13 protein-coding genes are annotated in these 15,796 nt (G+C 60.4%); 2 read left to right on the plus strand and 11 right to left on the minus strand.

Translation table 11 applies throughout. The features are described 5' to 3' along the window. Window positions 1-35 precede the first annotated feature (35 nt). The 8 genes from ileS to ACR0DL_RS19900 form a co-directional block, all read right to left on the minus strand. A complete protein-coding gene (ileS, locus tag ACR0DL_RS19865) occupies window positions 36-2,948 on the minus strand; it encodes an isoleucine--tRNA ligase (protein ID WP_480690888.1) in 2,913 nt (970 codons plus the stop codon). 165 nt (window positions 2,949-3,113) lie between these two features. Then, entirely contained in the window at window positions 3,114-5,801 is a 2,688-nt protein-coding gene (locus ACR0DL_RS19870) for a DUF2339 domain-containing protein (RefSeq protein ID WP_480690890.1), read from the minus strand. A 93-nt stretch (window positions 5,802-5,894) separates the two neighbouring features. Next, window positions 5,895-6,374 (minus strand): DUF2269 family protein, encoded by a 480-nt coding sequence (locus ACR0DL_RS19875; protein ID WP_480690892.1) that lies wholly within the window; start codon window positions 6,372-6,374, stop codon window positions 5,895-5,897. After that, the gene (locus ACR0DL_RS19880; RefSeq protein ID WP_480690894.1) at window positions 6,374-7,657 is read right to left on the minus strand and encodes an SDR family oxidoreductase; all 1,284 of its coding nucleotides are present in this window, start codon (window positions 7,655-7,657) and stop codon (window positions 6,374-6,376) included. The genes ACR0DL_RS19875 and ACR0DL_RS19880 overlap by 1 nt, the downstream gene beginning before the upstream one ends. 117 nt (window positions 7,658-7,774) lie before the next feature. Continuing rightward, window positions 7,775-8,485 carry a VIT1/CCC1 transporter family protein gene (locus ACR0DL_RS19885; RefSeq protein WP_170362417.1) on the minus strand — a complete coding sequence of 237 codons (711 nt, stop codon included), beginning with the start codon at window positions 8,483-8,485 and terminating at the stop codon, window positions 7,775-7,777. 54 nt (window positions 8,486-8,539) lie between these two features. Beyond that, entirely contained in the window at window positions 8,540-9,529 is a 990-nt protein-coding gene (locus ACR0DL_RS19890; protein ID WP_170399232.1) for a YcjF family protein, read from the minus strand. Beyond that, on the minus strand, window positions 9,522-9,977 hold the full coding sequence (locus tag ACR0DL_RS19895) for a GNAT family N-acetyltransferase (protein ID WP_170362419.1): 456 nt from the start codon (window positions 9,975-9,977) through the stop codon (window positions 9,522-9,524). The genes ACR0DL_RS19890 and ACR0DL_RS19895 overlap by 8 nt, the downstream gene beginning before the upstream one ends. Then, complete coding sequence (locus tag ACR0DL_RS19900; protein WP_480690897.1) at window positions 9,974-11,386, minus strand: YcjX family GTP-binding protein; 1,413 nt, start codon at window positions 11,384-11,386, stop codon at window positions 9,974-9,976. Before ACR0DL_RS19900 ends, ACR0DL_RS19895 begins: the two co-directional genes overlap by 4 nt. A gap of 107 nt (window positions 11,387-11,493) precedes the next feature. Between ACR0DL_RS19900 and truA the strand changes: the two genes are divergently transcribed. Next, window positions 11,494-12,261 carry a tRNA pseudouridine(38-40) synthase TruA gene (gene truA / locus ACR0DL_RS19905; RefSeq protein ID WP_480690899.1) on the plus strand — a complete coding sequence of 256 codons (768 nt, stop codon included), beginning with the start codon at window positions 11,494-11,496 and terminating at the stop codon, window positions 12,259-12,261. On the opposite strand, the gene ACR0DL_RS19910 is transcribed toward truA, so the two are convergent. The 3 genes from ACR0DL_RS19910 to ACR0DL_RS19920 all read right to left on the minus strand — a co-directional run bounded on the left by ACR0DL_RS19910 (window position 12,258) and on the right by ACR0DL_RS19920 (window position 14,705). Continuing rightward, window positions 12,258-13,193 carry a nickel/cobalt transporter gene (locus ACR0DL_RS19910; RefSeq protein ID WP_480690900.1) on the minus strand — a complete coding sequence of 312 codons (936 nt, stop codon included), beginning with the start codon at window positions 13,191-13,193 and terminating at the stop codon, window positions 12,258-12,260. The genes truA and ACR0DL_RS19910 overlap by 4 nt on opposite strands. Continuing rightward, window positions 13,178-13,825, minus strand: coding sequence for a DUF1007 family protein (locus ACR0DL_RS19915; RefSeq protein WP_170379019.1), 648 nt, complete (start codon window positions 13,823-13,825; stop codon window positions 13,178-13,180). The genes ACR0DL_RS19910 and ACR0DL_RS19915 overlap by 16 nt, the downstream gene beginning before the upstream one ends. A gap of 73 nt (window positions 13,826-13,898) precedes the next feature. Beyond that, window positions 13,899-14,705, minus strand: a complete 807-nt coding sequence (locus ACR0DL_RS19920; RefSeq protein ID WP_480690902.1) for a thioesterase family protein — start codon at window positions 14,703-14,705, stop codon at window positions 13,899-13,901. Window positions 14,706-14,857: 152 nt separating this feature from the next. Here ACR0DL_RS19920 and ACR0DL_RS19925 point away from each other — a divergent pair, with 152 nt between their 5' ends. Further along, the gene (locus ACR0DL_RS19925) at window positions 14,858-15,793 is read left to right on the plus strand and encodes a 2-hydroxyacid dehydrogenase (protein ID WP_480690904.1); all 936 of its coding nucleotides are present in this window, start codon (window positions 14,858-14,860) and stop codon (window positions 15,791-15,793) included. Window positions 15,794-15,796 lie beyond the last annotated feature (3 nt).

Genomic DNA, 15,796 nt, shown 5'->3' on the forward strand with positions numbered 1-15,796 from the left:
AGAAAACCCCCGGCGTGTGGCCGGGGGTTCTAAGGTTAGCTCAGCGCCTCGTCGCAGCGTCCGCAGACGCCTTCATGGGCGTGGCGGCCCACATCAGGCAGGATTTTCCAGCAGCGCTGACACTTGTCACCCTCGGCCTTTTCGAACAGCACCGCGACGCCTTCGATTTCCGGCACGCGGAACGCCTCGGCCGGGGCCGGGTCGCCGGTGACGGTCAATCCGGACGTGATGCACATGTCATCCACGTCGAAGGTCGCCAGCAGGTCACGGGTGTCGTCATCCTCGACATGTACGATCGGGGCCGCTTCGAGGCTAGAACCGATCACCTTGTCCTGACGTTGGATTTCCAGCGCGGCGGTTACAGCTCGGCGCACACGGCGAACCTTGGCCATGTTGGTTTCCAGCTCCGTATCGCGCCACTCGGTGGGAGTATCCGGGAAATCCACCAGATGAACTGAACTGTCGTCGCCGGGGAACCGCTCCAGCCAAACCTCTTCCATGGTGAAGACCAGAACCGGGGCCAGCCATGTGGTCAGGCGGTGGAACAGGATATCCAACACGGTGCGCGCAGCGCGGCGGCGCAGGGTGTCGCCGTCGCAGTACAGCGCATCCTTACGGACGTCGAAATAGAACGATGACAGGTCAACGGTGGCAAAAGTGAAGACCGCGCTGAACACGCCCTGGAAATCGAAGGACGCATAGCCCTTGCGAACCTGCTCATCCAGATCGGCCAGACGGCTGAGAACCCAGCGTTCCAAACGTGGCATATCCGCCGGATCAACCCGATCCGCTTCGGTGAAGTCAGCCAGCGAGCCCAGCATGAACCGCATGGTGTTGCGCAGGCGGCGATAGCTGTCGGCGGTGCCTTTCAGGATTTCCGGCCCGATCCGCTGGTCAGCGGTATAGTCGGTCTGAGCCACCCACAGGCGCAGGATATCGGCACCGTATTGTTTGACGACCTCTTCCGGCACGATGGTATTGCCCAGCGACTTGGACATCTTGTTGCCTTTGGCGTCCAGCGTGAAGCCATGGGTTACCACATTGCGATAGGGCGCACGGCCCTTGGTGCCGCAGGCCTGCAGCATTGACGAATGGAACCACCCACGGTGCTGGTCAGTGCCTTCCATATAGACATCGGCGATACCGTCCTCGGTCCCATCTTCACGGTCTCGCAGAACGAAAGCGTGGGTTGAGCCGGAGTCAAACCACACGTCCAGCACGTCGAACACCTGATCGTAGTCGTCGGGGTTGGCGATACCGTCGAGGATTTTCTCTTTGAACCCGTCGGTGTACCAGATATCCGCGCCGTCTTTCTCGAACGCTGCTTTGATGCGGGCGTTCAGGTCATCGTTACGCAGCAGATAGTCCGCGTCAGTCGGTAGCGCGCCCTTCTTGGTGAAACATGTCAGCGGTACGCCCCAAGCACGCTGGCGAGACAAAACCCAATCCGGGCGCGCTTCGATCATGGAATACAGGCGGTTGCGACCGGTCTGCGGCGTCCATTTCACCAGTTCGTCGATGGACCGCAAGGCACGTTCGCGGATGGTGTCGCCCATCTCGCCCATGCCGTCATCCAGCTTGCGGTCGACCGAGGCAAACCACTGCGGCGTGTTGCGATAGATGATCGGAGCTTTCGAGCGCCACGAATGCGGATAGCTGTGCTTGATCTTGCCGCGTGCCAGCAGACCACCGACTTCGACCAGCTTGTCGATCACGGCCTTATTGGCGTCACCTTCGCCACCCTTGCGGGACAGGATGTATTTTCCACCAAAGAACGGTAGATCGGCGCGGAACGAGCCGTCATCCATTACATTGTAGGTGATGACCTGCTCAAGCATGCCCAGATCGCGGTAAAGCTCGAATTCCTCCATCCCATGCGACGGCGCGCAGTGGACGAAGCCTGTACCCTCGGTATCGGTCACGAATTCAGCGGCACGGAAGTCGCGGATGTCATCCCATTCGCCGTCGCCACCTTCGGCACCGGCCAGCGGGTGGGTCAGTTGAACATTGGCCAACTCATCCGTCGTCACGTCGCGAACGCGGGTCCACTGATCGTCGTTCAGACGGGCGCGGCCCAACACGTCAGCGGCAAGGTTGTCTGCCAGCAAGAACTTGTCGCCGACACTGGCCCAGCATTCCTCAGGTGCGCCGGTGACTTCGTACAGGCCGTAGGAGATATCCTTACCGTACACGACCGCCTTGTTCGACGGCATGGTCCATGGAGTCGTCGTCCAGATCACGACAAAAGCATCATCCAAGTCGCCTGCATTCACGACTTTGAACTTCACCCAGATGGTGAAGCTTTCCTTGTCGTGATACTCGACCTCAGCTTCGGCCAGCGCAGTCTTTTCGATGGGCGACCACATCACGGGTTTCGAGCCCTGATAGAGCGTGCCGTTCATCAGGAACTTCATGAACTCGTCCGCGATCACGGCTTCGGCATGGTAATCCATGGTGATGTAGGGATCGGGCCAGTTGCCGGTGATGCCCAGACGCTTGAACTCTTCACGCTGGATATCGATCCAGCCTTCGGCAAACTTGCGGCATTCCTGGCGGAAATCGACGATGTTCACCTCATCCTTGTTCTTGCCCTTCTTGCGGTATTGTTCCTCGATCTTCCACTCGATCGGCAGGCCGTGGCAATCCCAGCCGGGCACATAGCGCGCATCATGACCCATCATCTGATGGGACCGGACGATCATATCCTTGATCGTCTTATTCAGCGCGTGGCCGATATGCAGGTGGCCGTTGGCGTAGGGGGGGCCGTCATGCAGGGTAAAGGGCGTGCGGTTTTCTTTTTCACGCAAGCGGTCATAGACGCCGATGGTCTCCCACCGCTCCAGCCATGCGGGCTCGCGTTTGGGCAGGCCGGCGCGCATGGGGAAGTCGGTTTTGGGCAGGTTCAGCGTGTCTTTGTAATCAGGTGTCTGGATCGTGTCGGCGCACATTGGGGGCGTCCTTTGGATGATCTGGTCGTCTTATGGCTCGAAGCGGTCGGTGCGAAGTCTCAAACACCTTTGCCCGGCGTCTCAATGGGTCAGAGCGCCGGGGATATAATTCGAATAATGATGGCCATCCGGTCATACATGGCCGCGCTTATAGGACGCCCGCCCTCAATGGTCCAGAGGTTCCGGGTCCTGCGGCGAATGGCGCAGCTTGGCCCATCGGTTCAGCCATGCCAGCCCTGCCAATGCCAGGCCCAGCGCCAGCAGCGAGAACACCCGGATCAGCCCACCCAGGCCAGCGATATCGATCAGGAACACCTTGGCCACGGCCAGTCCGATCACCACCAGACCCGCCTTGCGCATCAGGTCGGATCGGCGCGCCAGCGATTGGTAGAACAGCACCGCACCAATCGCCAGCAGAGCCATGGTGTAGGTGTAAAGTTCGGGCTGTGTCACGCCGTTGCCTTCATACATCCCAGCGGCGCCCTGCCAAACATGGCGGATCATCAACCCCAGCCAAAGGGCGGCAAGTACACTGGTCAATCCCCAACTGGCACGCTTTAGCCAAAGCGGGGTTGCGTAAATGCGCCAGACCGAGAAACCGATAATCAGCGCAGGCAGCAGATAGGCCACCGCCAGCGTATTCAGAACCGGCGGTCCCAGAACCGGTGGCACGGCTGTGCCGAGCAGCGGGTTCGCCTCGACCACCGCCTGCGCCAGACGCAACAAGCCGTGGCTGGCAAAGAACGCGGCCAGCAGATAGCGGACGTAGTTCAGCTTACCCCCCAGCTCCAACCGCTGGACTTGCGCGAAGGCCAGAAGCAGCCAGATGATCGCCAGCAAGCCCAACCCCCAGTGGCTGTTGGTGGCGTTGCCTTCGCCAAAGCTTTGCAGCCAGCGCTCCAAAAGCAAGGACAGCAGAATGCCCCCGGTTGCCCAAGCCGCGCTTTCCAACAACAGGCCCGCCACCGGGCGATGCATCGGCCGCAGTAGCAACCACCCGATCACAAATCCCAAAGTGGCCCCGCCATACACTAGCGCCATCTCAGGCACCGGTGCATAGCTGGCCCAGGCAAGGCCCGGTGTCAGAACCAACCGAACGGTGACTGTAAATACGCCTGCCCAGATGAACCAAGTCATCGGTGGCAGATTGAATTGGCGATCCAGCGCCGCTGCCACCACGACCATCACAACCAGCGCAATGGTTAACGCGGCCGAGCTGAGAACAATGATGCAGGCAAAACTCAGGCAGGACAGGGCTGATATCGTAGCCAGCGCCGGACGCATCCGGTCCTCGCCATCCGCGCGTGCAAAGCGTTCCGCCAAAACGACCATCAGCACGCCCAGCGCAATTGCGTGCAAGGCCCAAGGGTATGCCCCGATGACGTGGGCCGGATGCCAGCCGACCTCAAGCGCGATGGCCAACGCGGGGGCAAACACCGCCGCTGCTCCGGCCCAGATTGCCGCGTATCTTTGCGCATTCATCGATCGCCATGCCGCAGTGATCGAAATCACCACGCCAAGGGCGATGAGAATGGTTACCACCCAAGGAAAGTCAGCCTCGGGCGTTTCTGCAAAGGTCTCGGCAAACTGGCGCAAAACGATCCCGTTGTCCAAGCCATGCATCAGGACAAACCAGACGAGACCAAGCGCAGGCAGTGCCGTAGCATCCTGCAACGCTTCCGCCCGCTGTGCCCACAACATCAATCCAAGGGTCATCCCGGATAGCAGAACAACGCCCAACCAGAACTCATCAACACTGTCCGCCCAGTGCAGCGACACAATCGCCGAGCTGACAGCGACCGCACCAAAGCCCAGTCGCGTCGGGAATTCCGGCCATGCATCGCCCTTTTTCCGGCTAACGATTTCGCAGATCATCGACCCGCCATGATTGGGCCAAACGCGCCGGACCGGAATTGCGATGGAGATCACAGCCAATGCCGTCACGCAAATCAAGTATGCGGCCTCGGTCAGGGGCGAAGACAACACCAGCAGTAGGCAGGTTGTGTAGGCCCCAAACAAGGTCAGGACCGAAATCCATACCCATCGCCGCACCGTGTCGATTCCCAGACCCAGAACAGCGATGACAACGAAATAGGCATACAGCCAGCTTGGGTTCTCTGACGTGCCACCAACCACGAAGGGGGCAGAAAACGCACCCGTTAATCCGACAGCGGCCAGCAAAGGGCCGTGAAACCAGCCCAAAACCAATCCCACCAGCGCAACCGCGACCATTGCGGTCAAAGCGACCTCGGGGCCGATCAGGTCATAAAGCTGCCGCGCGGCCAGAACGCCTCCGAACAGCGTGACCAGCCCAGCACCGGAAAAGACCGACGGCAGATAGGCAGTCGCTGTGCTTTCGTCATCACCATATCTGCGCCGAATGACCTCGCCAGCAACAATCAGCACTGCACCGAAAAGCAACGCCGCGATCACCCGAGCGAATGGCGGCAACAGCCCGCTTTCAACGCCGTACTGCACCAGAAATATCCCCGCCAGCGCCAGCGACAGGGCCGAGACCGCATAGAACCAGTTCTCGCGCAGCCAGATTGTCAGCGCGGCCAGACGATCCCCGCGGGAGACAACGGCTGCGGGTGGCGTTTGCTCGGCCACAGGTTTGACCGATTGCGCCTTGGCTGCAGACCATGGGGCAGGTTTTGATGCCCTGTCCGGCTTTTCGGTCGGTTTGCGCGGCTCAACCTGCTGCGGTTCCGGCGCATCGCTGCCAAGGGACAGTATTTGGCGCTCCAGATGCTCAACCCGACGACGCAGGCGTGTATGGTTGACTAACAGCACAATGATGGTGACCGGAATGGCCAGCACGATCAATCCGACAAGGACAAGAAGAGATTCCAATGGGTTCTCCGGGCGGTTTCGATGTCAGGCTACCCGAGGCGCACAGTCAGCAACAGCCAGAATTCCCGATAAATTGCTTGTCGGTCTTAATGGCTACACCCAACCAATCGACGGGCGGGCGATCATCAGCCAGATGATAATCAAAACCGACGCAAAGGCAGGAAATCCGCAAGCGAACCAGATGCGGAACAGACGGTGATAAGCCCAAGGCAGCGGCGCGTCCGCATCTGCAGAGGCCTGCGCCAACCTGCGCATTCGAACCTGAATCCACACCACCGGCAACCAAAACACCCCCGCAACCGCATAGAGCACCAGCGAGGCCAAAACCCAACCTTCGGTCAAAGGCCAGCCCAACCGCCATGCCAGCAATCCGCCTGTCACCGGTTGCAGTACAACCGCCGTTGCCGTGAACAGCAGATCGGCCAGCACCACGGTTCCTGCGGTCTGCGCGATGAACCTGGCGTCACCAGAACGATGCGCGATCAGCATGAAAAACGCGATGCCTGCCCCCGTGCCCAACAGGACGCAGGCGCCGATAGCGTGTAACCAACGCAGGATCAGGTCAGGGTCCATCAGCGGCTCTGCAACAGGGGCCAGGCGATAAGCGACAAGGTCATCGCCGGCAGGATTTTGATCAACGGGCCAAGCGGGTCCAGCCACAGGTCGGGTACGGTGAAACTGGCCGCCAGCAAATAGAACAAGGCCACCGCGACCTGCGCCAGACAGGCGCGCGCAGCCCAGGGTCGCCACAGGATCGCAAGCCCCAGAAAAATGTCGACCAATGACCAGAACAAAACGCTGGCAACGGCCATTCCGGTGCTCCACCCGGCCCCGGTCAGAACCGATGTAGCCTTAGGCAGACCAATCAGCCCGAAAAAGCCGGACAGCAGCCAGAACAGGCTGAGCGCGGCGACGACCAGTGGCATCAGCAAGGACATTCGCGCAACCAGCCGATGTTCACGGGCGCAAGTCAGGTCTGCATAAACCTGGGGCAAGGGTGCCAGTGACCGGCCTGTTGCGGCGCGATACGGTTCCGGATCACCAACCACACCCTCGCCCATCACGGTCATCGCATTGCTGCGCAAAGGCGAGCGCCAACCCAAATGGCCCAACGCATCAGCGCCGCGTGCGATTATGGCTGTAACAACCGCCGGCATTCTCACAGTGAATCGCGCTGCGGGAAAACCCATCCAGCGCCGTGTCTCGGCCAGGACCTCAGATAGTGAGGCGGGCGTGTCTTCGACCAGATCGTAAGTGCCCTGTGGGACCTCATCGGCCACGGCTGCGGTCACAGCACGGCACAGGTCCGACATGCCGACGCATTGAACCAAAACATGCGGATACGCGATGGGTTGTATCAAAGGAACCGCTGCCAGCATGCGCAGCAGCGCTGTTCCGCCATAATCGGATTGCCCGATCACCAGACCGGGTTTGAAAATCCAAAGCGGCACATCACAGGCCCGCAGCGCAGCGTCCCCAGCCGCCTTGGTGCGCATGAAATCCGTTTCTGCATCGAGGTCGGCACCAATGGCCGAGATTTGAACCACCGCAATGCCCCTTTGCGCGCAGGCTTGCCCCAAGGCCGCAATGGCGGTGTGATGCACAGCCTCGAGATCATCGGCGGGACCATCCTGTAATGCTCCTGCACAGTTCACGACACAGTCAACGTGCTCCAGATGCGCGACCCAGTCCTTGGGCTGCAGACAAGCCCGCAAATCGCCTTGCACCTGCGTGACATCCGGCAGAACCTGCACCCCGGTTTTCAAGTTACGCACAAAGGCCGCCACATGCGCGCCCTCGGCTTGCAGAGATCGCGCCACCGCAGCGCCGATAAAGCCATAAGCTCCTAAAACCAAGACATTTTTATTCTCAATCCGCAATGATTGCTCAACCCGATGAACCTGTTTGCGGCAGCGTAACCGTTGGCCAGCAATTAACCAGCCCTATGGGACCCACTGCGACAATCTTGGCCGTCAGGGGTGAAACAGCGAGCCGACAAGGTAAGCGATCAAGGCCGCTGCACCGCCGATCAAAAAGGTCTCGAGCCCGGACCGCCACCACGGGGACAGCGACCAATGGGCTTTGAAGGCCCCAATGGCAAAAAAAACTCCCATCGTCATGCAGGCCGAGATGGCAAAGGCATGATCGACCGATAAAAGGAATGGCAGCAATGGCACCATGCCCGCGACAAGAAAGGCGATGAAGGTCGCCATGGCAGCTTTGAACGGATGGGGGTCAACGCTGCCCAACCCGTATTCGCCTTCGACCATCAGGTTGATCCAATTGTCGTGGTTGGCGGTGATTGCATCGGTGGCGTCATCCAGAACGTCGCCCGACAGGCCCTTTTGGGCTAGTATCTCGCGCACCTCGCGGCGCTCGCCCTCCGGGTAAAGGCTGATGTGGCGTTCCTCGATGGCGCGGATGCGGCGGATGTTGTCCAACTCGGCCTTGGTGCCCGAGTAATTCCCGGCAGCCATGGAAAACCCGTCGGCCAGAACATTGGCAAGCCCCAGCGCCACGATGATGAACGGCGAAAGCCCCGCTCCGGCAACCCCGGCCACGATGGCAAAGGTGGTGACCGATCCGTCGATACCGCCATACACCACGTCCCGCAGCACCCCTCGCCCCGGAGGCGCATTGATCCGCGCGGCGATTTCCTGCTGGCTGTGTCCGTGATCGGTCATGGCTGGCTCCGGCTTTGTTATGCACACCAGCGGGCCACAGGACTTTGCGTCAGGTCAAGTTTTGGAAAACAACCCGCTGAGCGCGCGTTTGATCATCCCGCGCGTAGATGGCTTGTGCCGGTCGGAAAACGGCAGTGGTCGGCAAACCTCCATCGCAGCCACACCAACCCGCGCGCTGAGCGCGCCGTTCACCAGCCCCTCGCCAAACCGGCGCGACAGTTTACTAAGGACCGATCCGCCCAGAATAGGTTCCAGCAGATCATCACCCACGGCCACGGCCCCGGTCGCCACCAGATGCACGAACACTGCACGGGTCAGGCGCCAACTGCCCAGAAATCCAGCGCGTCCGCCATAAATCTCAGCAACCCGACGGATCATCCGTAATGAGGCCGCAAGCGCCGTCACAACATCGGCCAACGCTAAGGGCACCAGTGCGGTCACCGTGGCAACCTGACGGGCGGCGGCCTCGACCTCACGGCTGGCGGCAGCGTCCAGAGGGGCCAGCAATTCGTCCTCGGCCAAGGTCAGCAGGGTTGTGGCGTCGAATTGCTCTTCCATCCGTTCAGCCAGACGGTCACGGCCCCACCGGGTTTCTTCGCGCCCTTTGTAAAACGCGATCAGGCGGTTGGTGACTGCACGGGCCTGTGCCAAATCCGCCTCAGCCAACGCGGCATCTGCGGCGCGGCGCATCCCATCCACGCGGGACAAGCGCCCGATGGCTGCCAGCTCCCGTAGGGCGATGATCAGGGCGACCAGAACCAACGCACCGATCAGACCAGTTACAACCCAGCCCAATATCGGTGAGCGCAACAACAGCGAGGTGGCGAAATCCCATGCGGCAACAGAAACCACCGCGCCAATCACGGCCAGCGCCAGACCCCAAAACCATCGTGACAAAACCGAGGGTTTCCGCGCAGCCAAGCGGGCTGCCGCTTGCATCGCCTGACCTTGAGGTGGCTCAATATCGGGGACCGGCGGAGCCTGTGCTACGTCGGCGGCAGGTTCTTCCGTATCGAGATCAATCAGTACCGGACCTTTAGCCATCCGCCACCCCTTTCCGCCGCCAGACATATTTGATGTCTGGCAGATTTTCATCGTTATCGGCCCCGTCGCTGCGGGCAACTTCGGCAAAACCGTTGCGCTCATAGAACCGGCACGCCCCGTGGTTGGCCTGAAACGCAAAAAGGGACAGTTCGATCTGATCGGACTTGGCGTGGTCCAACAAGCGCTGTCCAATGCCTTGTCCACATTCTGGCGGTGTCAAATACAGGGAATGAACTTCTGTTTCATTGAGCGCAAGAAATCCCACAACGCCAGTATCGGTTTCAGCCACCGTGACCCACCCTAGATCGATCATCCAACCGCAAAAGGCGATGGTTTCAGCGCAGGTATGTAGCTCGGGCATCCAGTCGTTTTCGCGCGAAAAGCCGTGCAGGATCTCTCCGATCTTTCCGGCATCCGTGGTACGAGCGGGGCGGAGGGTCACGGTCACAGGCGGTCTCCGATCAGGAACTGCGTGGCGCGGTCCAGCCGGATATGGGGCGGGCCATCGCCCGGACGCAAGGTCAGATGCGCTGGGGCAAAGGCCATAAACCCAAAATCCTTATCCAACCAGTTTTCAGCCCCGTTTCGGGCCGGACCCAATAAATGCGCTGGGTCATCAGGCAGATCACCGGGATAAAAGGCCGCCTGTTTGCCGTTCAGCAACGTCCCACGCACACAGGGCAGGTCCGCCCCGTTATGCGTCCGGATTTCCTCGGTCGTGGCACGCAGGGCGGCCAGCGACAGCGCCGCCGTCTCGGCCCCGGCAAAGCTGGCCCGGTCGCGGGCATCGCGGGTCAGAGCCTCCATGATATGGGTTAGGCGAGGATGCTGCGTGTGGTGCAGGTGATCGGCCTTGGTGGCTGCGAACAGGATACGTTCAACCCGCTTGCCCAACAGCAACTGGCTGAGCCACGCATTGCGCCCCGGTCGAAAGGCCGACAGGATATCGGCCATCGCGCGACGCATATCCTCAACCGCTTGCGGCCCCTTGTGGATTGCGCCCAGCGCATCGACCAGAACCACCTGACGGTCGATCCGCGAGAAATGATCGCGAAAGAAGGGTTTCACCACTTGCGATTTATACGCCTCATACCGCCGCGCCATTTCGCGGTGCAGGCTGCGGCGCGGCGCGTGGCCCTCCACCGGCAATGGCGCAAAGGTCAGCACCGGAGAACCCGCCAGATCGCCGGGCAGTAGAAACCGCCCCGGCGTACAGTCGTAAAAGCCTGCATCCCGTGCGGCGTTCAAATACGCAGCAAAGGCTTTGGCCAACGCCTGAGCCGTGGGTTCGTCATGAACATCCGCAGGGTTTGCCACCCTGGCCTGCGTCAAATACGCGGCCGCTTCGGTCCGCGTTTCGATACGGTTTAAGGTTTCGGCTGACCAGGCCTCGTATGATTTATCCAGCAGGGCCAGATCCAGCAGCCACTCACCCGGATAGTCCACAATATCCAGATGAACCGTGCGCGGCCCCTGCAGACCCGCAAGCAACCCTGCCGGACGGGCCTTGAAGGAAAGGCGCAGCTCGGACACGGCGCGCGTGCTATCTGGCCAATGAGGCTGCGGCCCGATCAGCGCAGCCAAGTGGTTTTCATAATCAAAGCGCGGCACCGTATCGTCCGGCTGGGGTTGTAAGTAGACCGAATTGATGCGGCCCTCCTGCTGCGCGACCAATCCTGGCATACGCCCCCGGTCCAGCAGATTCGCAACCAGGGATGTGATGAACACCGTCTTTCCCGACCGCGCCAACCCGGTAACGCCCAGACGGATGACCGGTTCAAACAGAGTTTCAGACACGCGGTCGCCCACGGATTCAACACCGCGCACAAGACTGTCTGCCAGGGATGAGATGACCAAACTGTCGCCCCGCTTTTATCGTTTCGCTCAAGATAGGTAGAGGGCGTCGTACATACCAGCGCTTTCCAACCCTTGCCCCGTTTTGCAGGGCGGGTTACCAGCGGCCCATGCCTAGATACGCGCTGAAAGTCGAATACCAAGGGGAACCGTTTGCCGGGTGGCAGCGGCAAAAGGAATTGCCGTCTGTGCAGGGAGCAATCGAACAGGCCTTGTCGCGAATTCAACCCGGTGATCACACCATTGCTGCAGCAGGCCGCACCGATGCGGGCGTTCATGCGCTGGGTCAAGTCGCCCATTGCGATCTGGTCAAGGATTGGGACCCGTTCCGCCTGTCTGAAGCGCTGAACTATCATCTCAAGCCGCAACCGGTGGCCATCGTCAAAGCCGCACAGGTTGACGAAGACTGGCACGCCAGGTTTTCCGCGTTAGAGAGGCAATACCTGTTCCGCATCCTGATGCGTCGTGCGCCTGCGACCCATGACGCCGGGCAGGTCTGGCAGATCAATCACCAGCTGGATGTCGATGCCATGCAAGCCGGGGCGGATATGTTGATCGGGCAGCATGACTTCACCACCTTCCGCTCATCCATCTGTCAGGCCGCCAGCCCGGTCAAAACGCTGGATGAGTTGCGGGTTGAACAGGTCGATGGTTTCTCGGGACCTGAGATACATTTCCACGTCCGCGCCAGGTCGTTCCTGCACAATCAGGTGCGCAGCTTTGTCGGAACGCTGGAGCGTGTCGGTGCGGGCGCGTGGACGCCCGAAGATGTGTGTGACGCGCTGCAGGCCGCTGATCGCGCCGCCTGTGGGCCGGTATGCCCGCCGCAGGGCTTGTACCTAGCGCGGGTCGGGTATCCGGAACCGGTCTTCGGTTAAATCGTGCGCAGAAGCAAACCGCTGGCAATCACCGCTATCGTCAGCCCCGCCACCAATTCAATTGTCGGGGCCAGCACAGATGCAAACCTTGTGGCCGAGGCAGAGGCCAGCAATCCCCCGCGCAACCCGAACGACGTCCACCCGACCAGGGTCGTGACCATCGCCGTACCCAACGCCATGGCAAACGCCCCAGCGATGCCAACCATCGCGATCCCCATCTGCCATGTCAGGATCAGCACAAACAGCGCCCCAGTACAGGGTCGGGCCGCGATACCGGCAATCAACAACAACGCCTCGCGCAGGCTGCCGACCTGAGCAACCTCTTCCACTGAGGGGCCGTGGCGATGGCCGCAATCTGAACAGACATCGTGGTCGTGATGATGGTCGTGACCATGGTGATGACCTTGGTCTTGATGCGCTTGCGCTGTGTTACTGCGGTGTCTGCGGGCAAAGCTGCGAATGGCGCGAAACACCAGCCACAGACCGATCGCGGCGATGGCACCATAGCTGATCGGGGCCATGACCTGTTCGGTTGTTCCCACAAGGCTTTCGCGTGACATCTGAAACACCAAAACGCCAGCGTAAACCAGCACGACTGCTGTCACTGCCTGCCCCAGACTGGACAGCACGCTGATTGCGGATAACCGCCAAAAGGCGACCCGACGACCCAGCCCGTACCCGCCGATCAGCACCTTGCCATGACCTGGACCGATGGCATGAAAGAACCCATAGGCGAAACAAACCGTCAGCAGGGTGGCGACGGCCTCGGGCTGTTCTGCCCGTGCGGCGCGTAAGGATCGGGCGATCTGGTTCTGAAACTCGCGCTGCTCACCCGCCGCCCACGCGGCCAGACTGTCAAACCCACCGCTGCCCCAAAACCACAGAAGCAACGTAATGGCGATGGCAACCGGAACAATCAGGTATTTGGACATGAAACGAAAATCTCGGTCGCAAAGTTTTCCCCGACCAGCGGGATATCGTTTTCCTCAAGGTCGTAATCGGCGTCCAGTGTCAACAAAAAGGCCTGCATCTGCGCCAGCTGACCATCGATATCGGGGTCGATCCGATCCATCTGACAGGACGCAGGGCCACTCACCGTCACCGGGCGGGTCAGTTCATAGGCAATGTAGAACGTCTCATCAAAAGCCTTCGCCGTCAGCGAAGATGCAGACACCGCGTCTCCATCAACCGCGCGCAAATGGGTTGTCACGATACGACCATCTTCGGTGGTTGCTGTCGGTTCCAATGGGCCGGACAGCGACACGGGCACGCCATCTGCAAAGACAACCAGATCGCCATTGTACCCTTCGATCCACTGTGCGTCGAAACCGGCCAGGAATTTCTCTTCATTTTCAGTGAGAACTCCGTCGAAATCCTGATCCAATTTCATGTCTTCAAGTTGATACAACGAGTAAAGTTCATCATAAGCCCAGGTCACCCGCACATGGGTCAGTTGGCCGGCGTCATCCACAATGAACTCTAGCCCGGTGTCGATAAAGACATGCGGATGCGCCATGGCCGGAATCGGCAGGCAGCAAGTCAACAGGGTTACAATCCAACGCATGCGTGAAAGATAGGGCCTGCGTCCGCGCGCGGCAATGCGATTCAATCAGCGCCCGCAGAAACCGGCCAAAGGGTCATTTTGGCGGGAACAGAACCAGTGTTTGCAAGGCCGTACCGACAGGACCTTGCGTGTCATACAATACGGACTGGGACATTCCGATCCCCGACGGCTGCCAATGGCACAGTGATTCTGAGGCCAGCCAATCCGACCCCGGCTCGCGATGGATTTGCACGGTCAGATCGGTGTTCATGAACCCCATCTCGGTCGTCGGTGCGTTCCACGAGATGCCGTTGCCACAATCGGCCAGCGGGCACAGTACCTGAATCGGCGAAGGGTCCTCGCCCTCAATCAAAGCCGGGGTGCGCATCCAGACCGTCTTGGGACCGGCGCCCTGATTACCGTCTTTCGGGTACAGCACTTCTGAGTGGTTGGCGAAGCCCGGCAGACCGTGGCGTATCTCACCGATCGGAAATGGCCCCGTCACCGCATCTTCCAGCCGGGGTGGAGCAACCGTGACATTCGGGACCGGTCCCAGGTTACGGTGGGCCAAGTGCATCGTGGTCGCAGTGGCGCAGAGCGTGTCATCCAGATCGTGAACCGTTACCCGCGTGGTCGCCAGCGTCTTGGTGTGGCGCGTAGTCTCGGCAGCAACGCGCAGCCCTGCCAAGGGTTGTGGGCGCAGCAGATCGACCGTCAGGCGGGTCAGCATCTTTTCCGGTCCCACCTCGGTTTCCGCGGCACGCACGATCAGACCGCTGACAGGCCCGGCGTGGCAGTGATCGGCCGACCACGGCCCCCGGGCGGGGTCATTGCCCACAAAAGCGCCATCAGGGCGCAGATGAAAATAGGCCTGTTGGCTCAGGTCTTGTGTCCCGTTCATACGCTGCCTCAAAAGTTTTCTGTGCGTGTCTGGTCATCCGATCCGATGACCGGGCTTTACCTTGGGACAAAGAATGACTTAGCTGCGGCAACGATGTCCAGTTCAGTGACGGCACGTCATCACTGGCAAATTGAAGCAGAGGGGGGCGCGACATGGCGTTGCTGATCGAAACCGGGTTGTCCGACTGGATAAGCGACAACGACATCGCCCAAGACATTCGGCGGCTGCACCCGGACATAGATGTACGCACGCCTGAAACCCTTGGTGATCCGACCGAAATCACGATGGTCGCCGTCGTCGTGCTGTGCAACGATCACCCCAAGCGGCTGCCCAACCTGAAACTGGTGCAAAAACTGGGCGCCGGGGTCGAAACCATCGTCAGCAATCCGCACCTGCCCACGCATGTGCGTATAACACGGCTGAAACCGGACGCCCCCGCGCAGGGTATTGCCGAATGGTTCGTCGCTTATGTTCTGCGCCATCAACGACACATGACCTTTCATGAAAAGGCGCAAAACCGCGCGGAATGGACCCCCAGAGCACCACTCTATTCGCCAGACACCGTGGTAGGTGTGCTGGGTCTGGGCCATATCGGTGCCCGCAGCGCCAAAATGCTACGCGCCGTCGGGTTTCAGGTGATGGGTTGGAGCCGCTCAGCCAAGCAGATCGATGGGGTTACCTGCCTGCATGGCGACGCGGCTCTGCCAGAACTGCTGGGTCAGTGCGACCATGTCTGCGCGATCCTGCCTTCGACCCCGCAGACAATCGGTTTGTTCGATGCAGGGATGCTGGCGGCAATGAAGCCAGGTAGCCAGTTACTGAACGCGGGTCGCGGGGATCTGATTGAAGAAACCGCCCTGATCGTCGCGCTGGATCATGGTACACCCGGTCATGCGGTGCTGGACGTGACTTCGACCGAACCACTTCCGTCCGACAGCCCGCTCTGGACACATCCCAGTGTCACCATCACGCCGCACGTGTCGGGCTGGCATCTGGGAGAAGCGCTGGCTGATGTGGGCGAGAATTTCCGCCGCCTGAGCGCCGGAGGCCTTTTGCTGCACGAAGTCGACAGGACCCGCGGTTACTAGACC

The organism is Ruegeria sp. BB5, from assembly GCF_056539405.1.

Excerpts from the sequence above, each read along its gene's own strand:
- ACR0DL_RS19915 (WP_170379019.1), bottom strand. The coding sequence starts at position 13,825 with ATGCGTTGGATTGTAACCCTGTTGACTTGCTGCCTGCCGATTCCGGCC.
- ACR0DL_RS19920 (WP_480690902.1), bottom strand. The coding sequence starts at position 14,705 with ATGAACGGGACACAAGACCTGAGCCAACAGGCCTATTTTCATCTGCGC.
- ACR0DL_RS19875 (WP_480690892.1), bottom strand. The coding sequence starts at position 6,374 with ATGGACCCTGACCTGATCCTGCGTTGGTTACACGCTATCGGCGCCTGC.
- ACR0DL_RS19925 (WP_480690904.1), top strand. The coding sequence starts at position 14,858 with ATGGCGTTGCTGATCGAAACCGGGTTGTCCGACTGGATAAGCGACAAC.
- ACR0DL_RS19885 (WP_170362417.1), bottom strand. The coding sequence starts at position 8,485 with ATGACCGATCACGGACACAGCCAGCAGGAAATCGCCGCGCGGATCAAT.
- ileS (WP_480690888.1), bottom strand. The coding sequence starts at position 2,948 with ATGTGCGCCGACACGATCCAGACACCTGATTACAAAGACACGCTGAAC.
- ACR0DL_RS19910 (WP_480690900.1), bottom strand. The coding sequence starts at position 13,193 with ATGTCCAAATACCTGATTGTTCCGGTTGCCATCGCCATTACGTTGCTT.
- ACR0DL_RS19890 (WP_170399232.1), bottom strand. The coding sequence starts at position 9,529 with ATGGCTAAAGGTCCGGTACTGATTGATCTCGATACGGAAGAACCTGCC.
- truA (WP_480690899.1), top strand. The coding sequence starts at position 11,494 with ATGCCTAGATACGCGCTGAAAGTCGAATACCAAGGGGAACCGTTTGCC.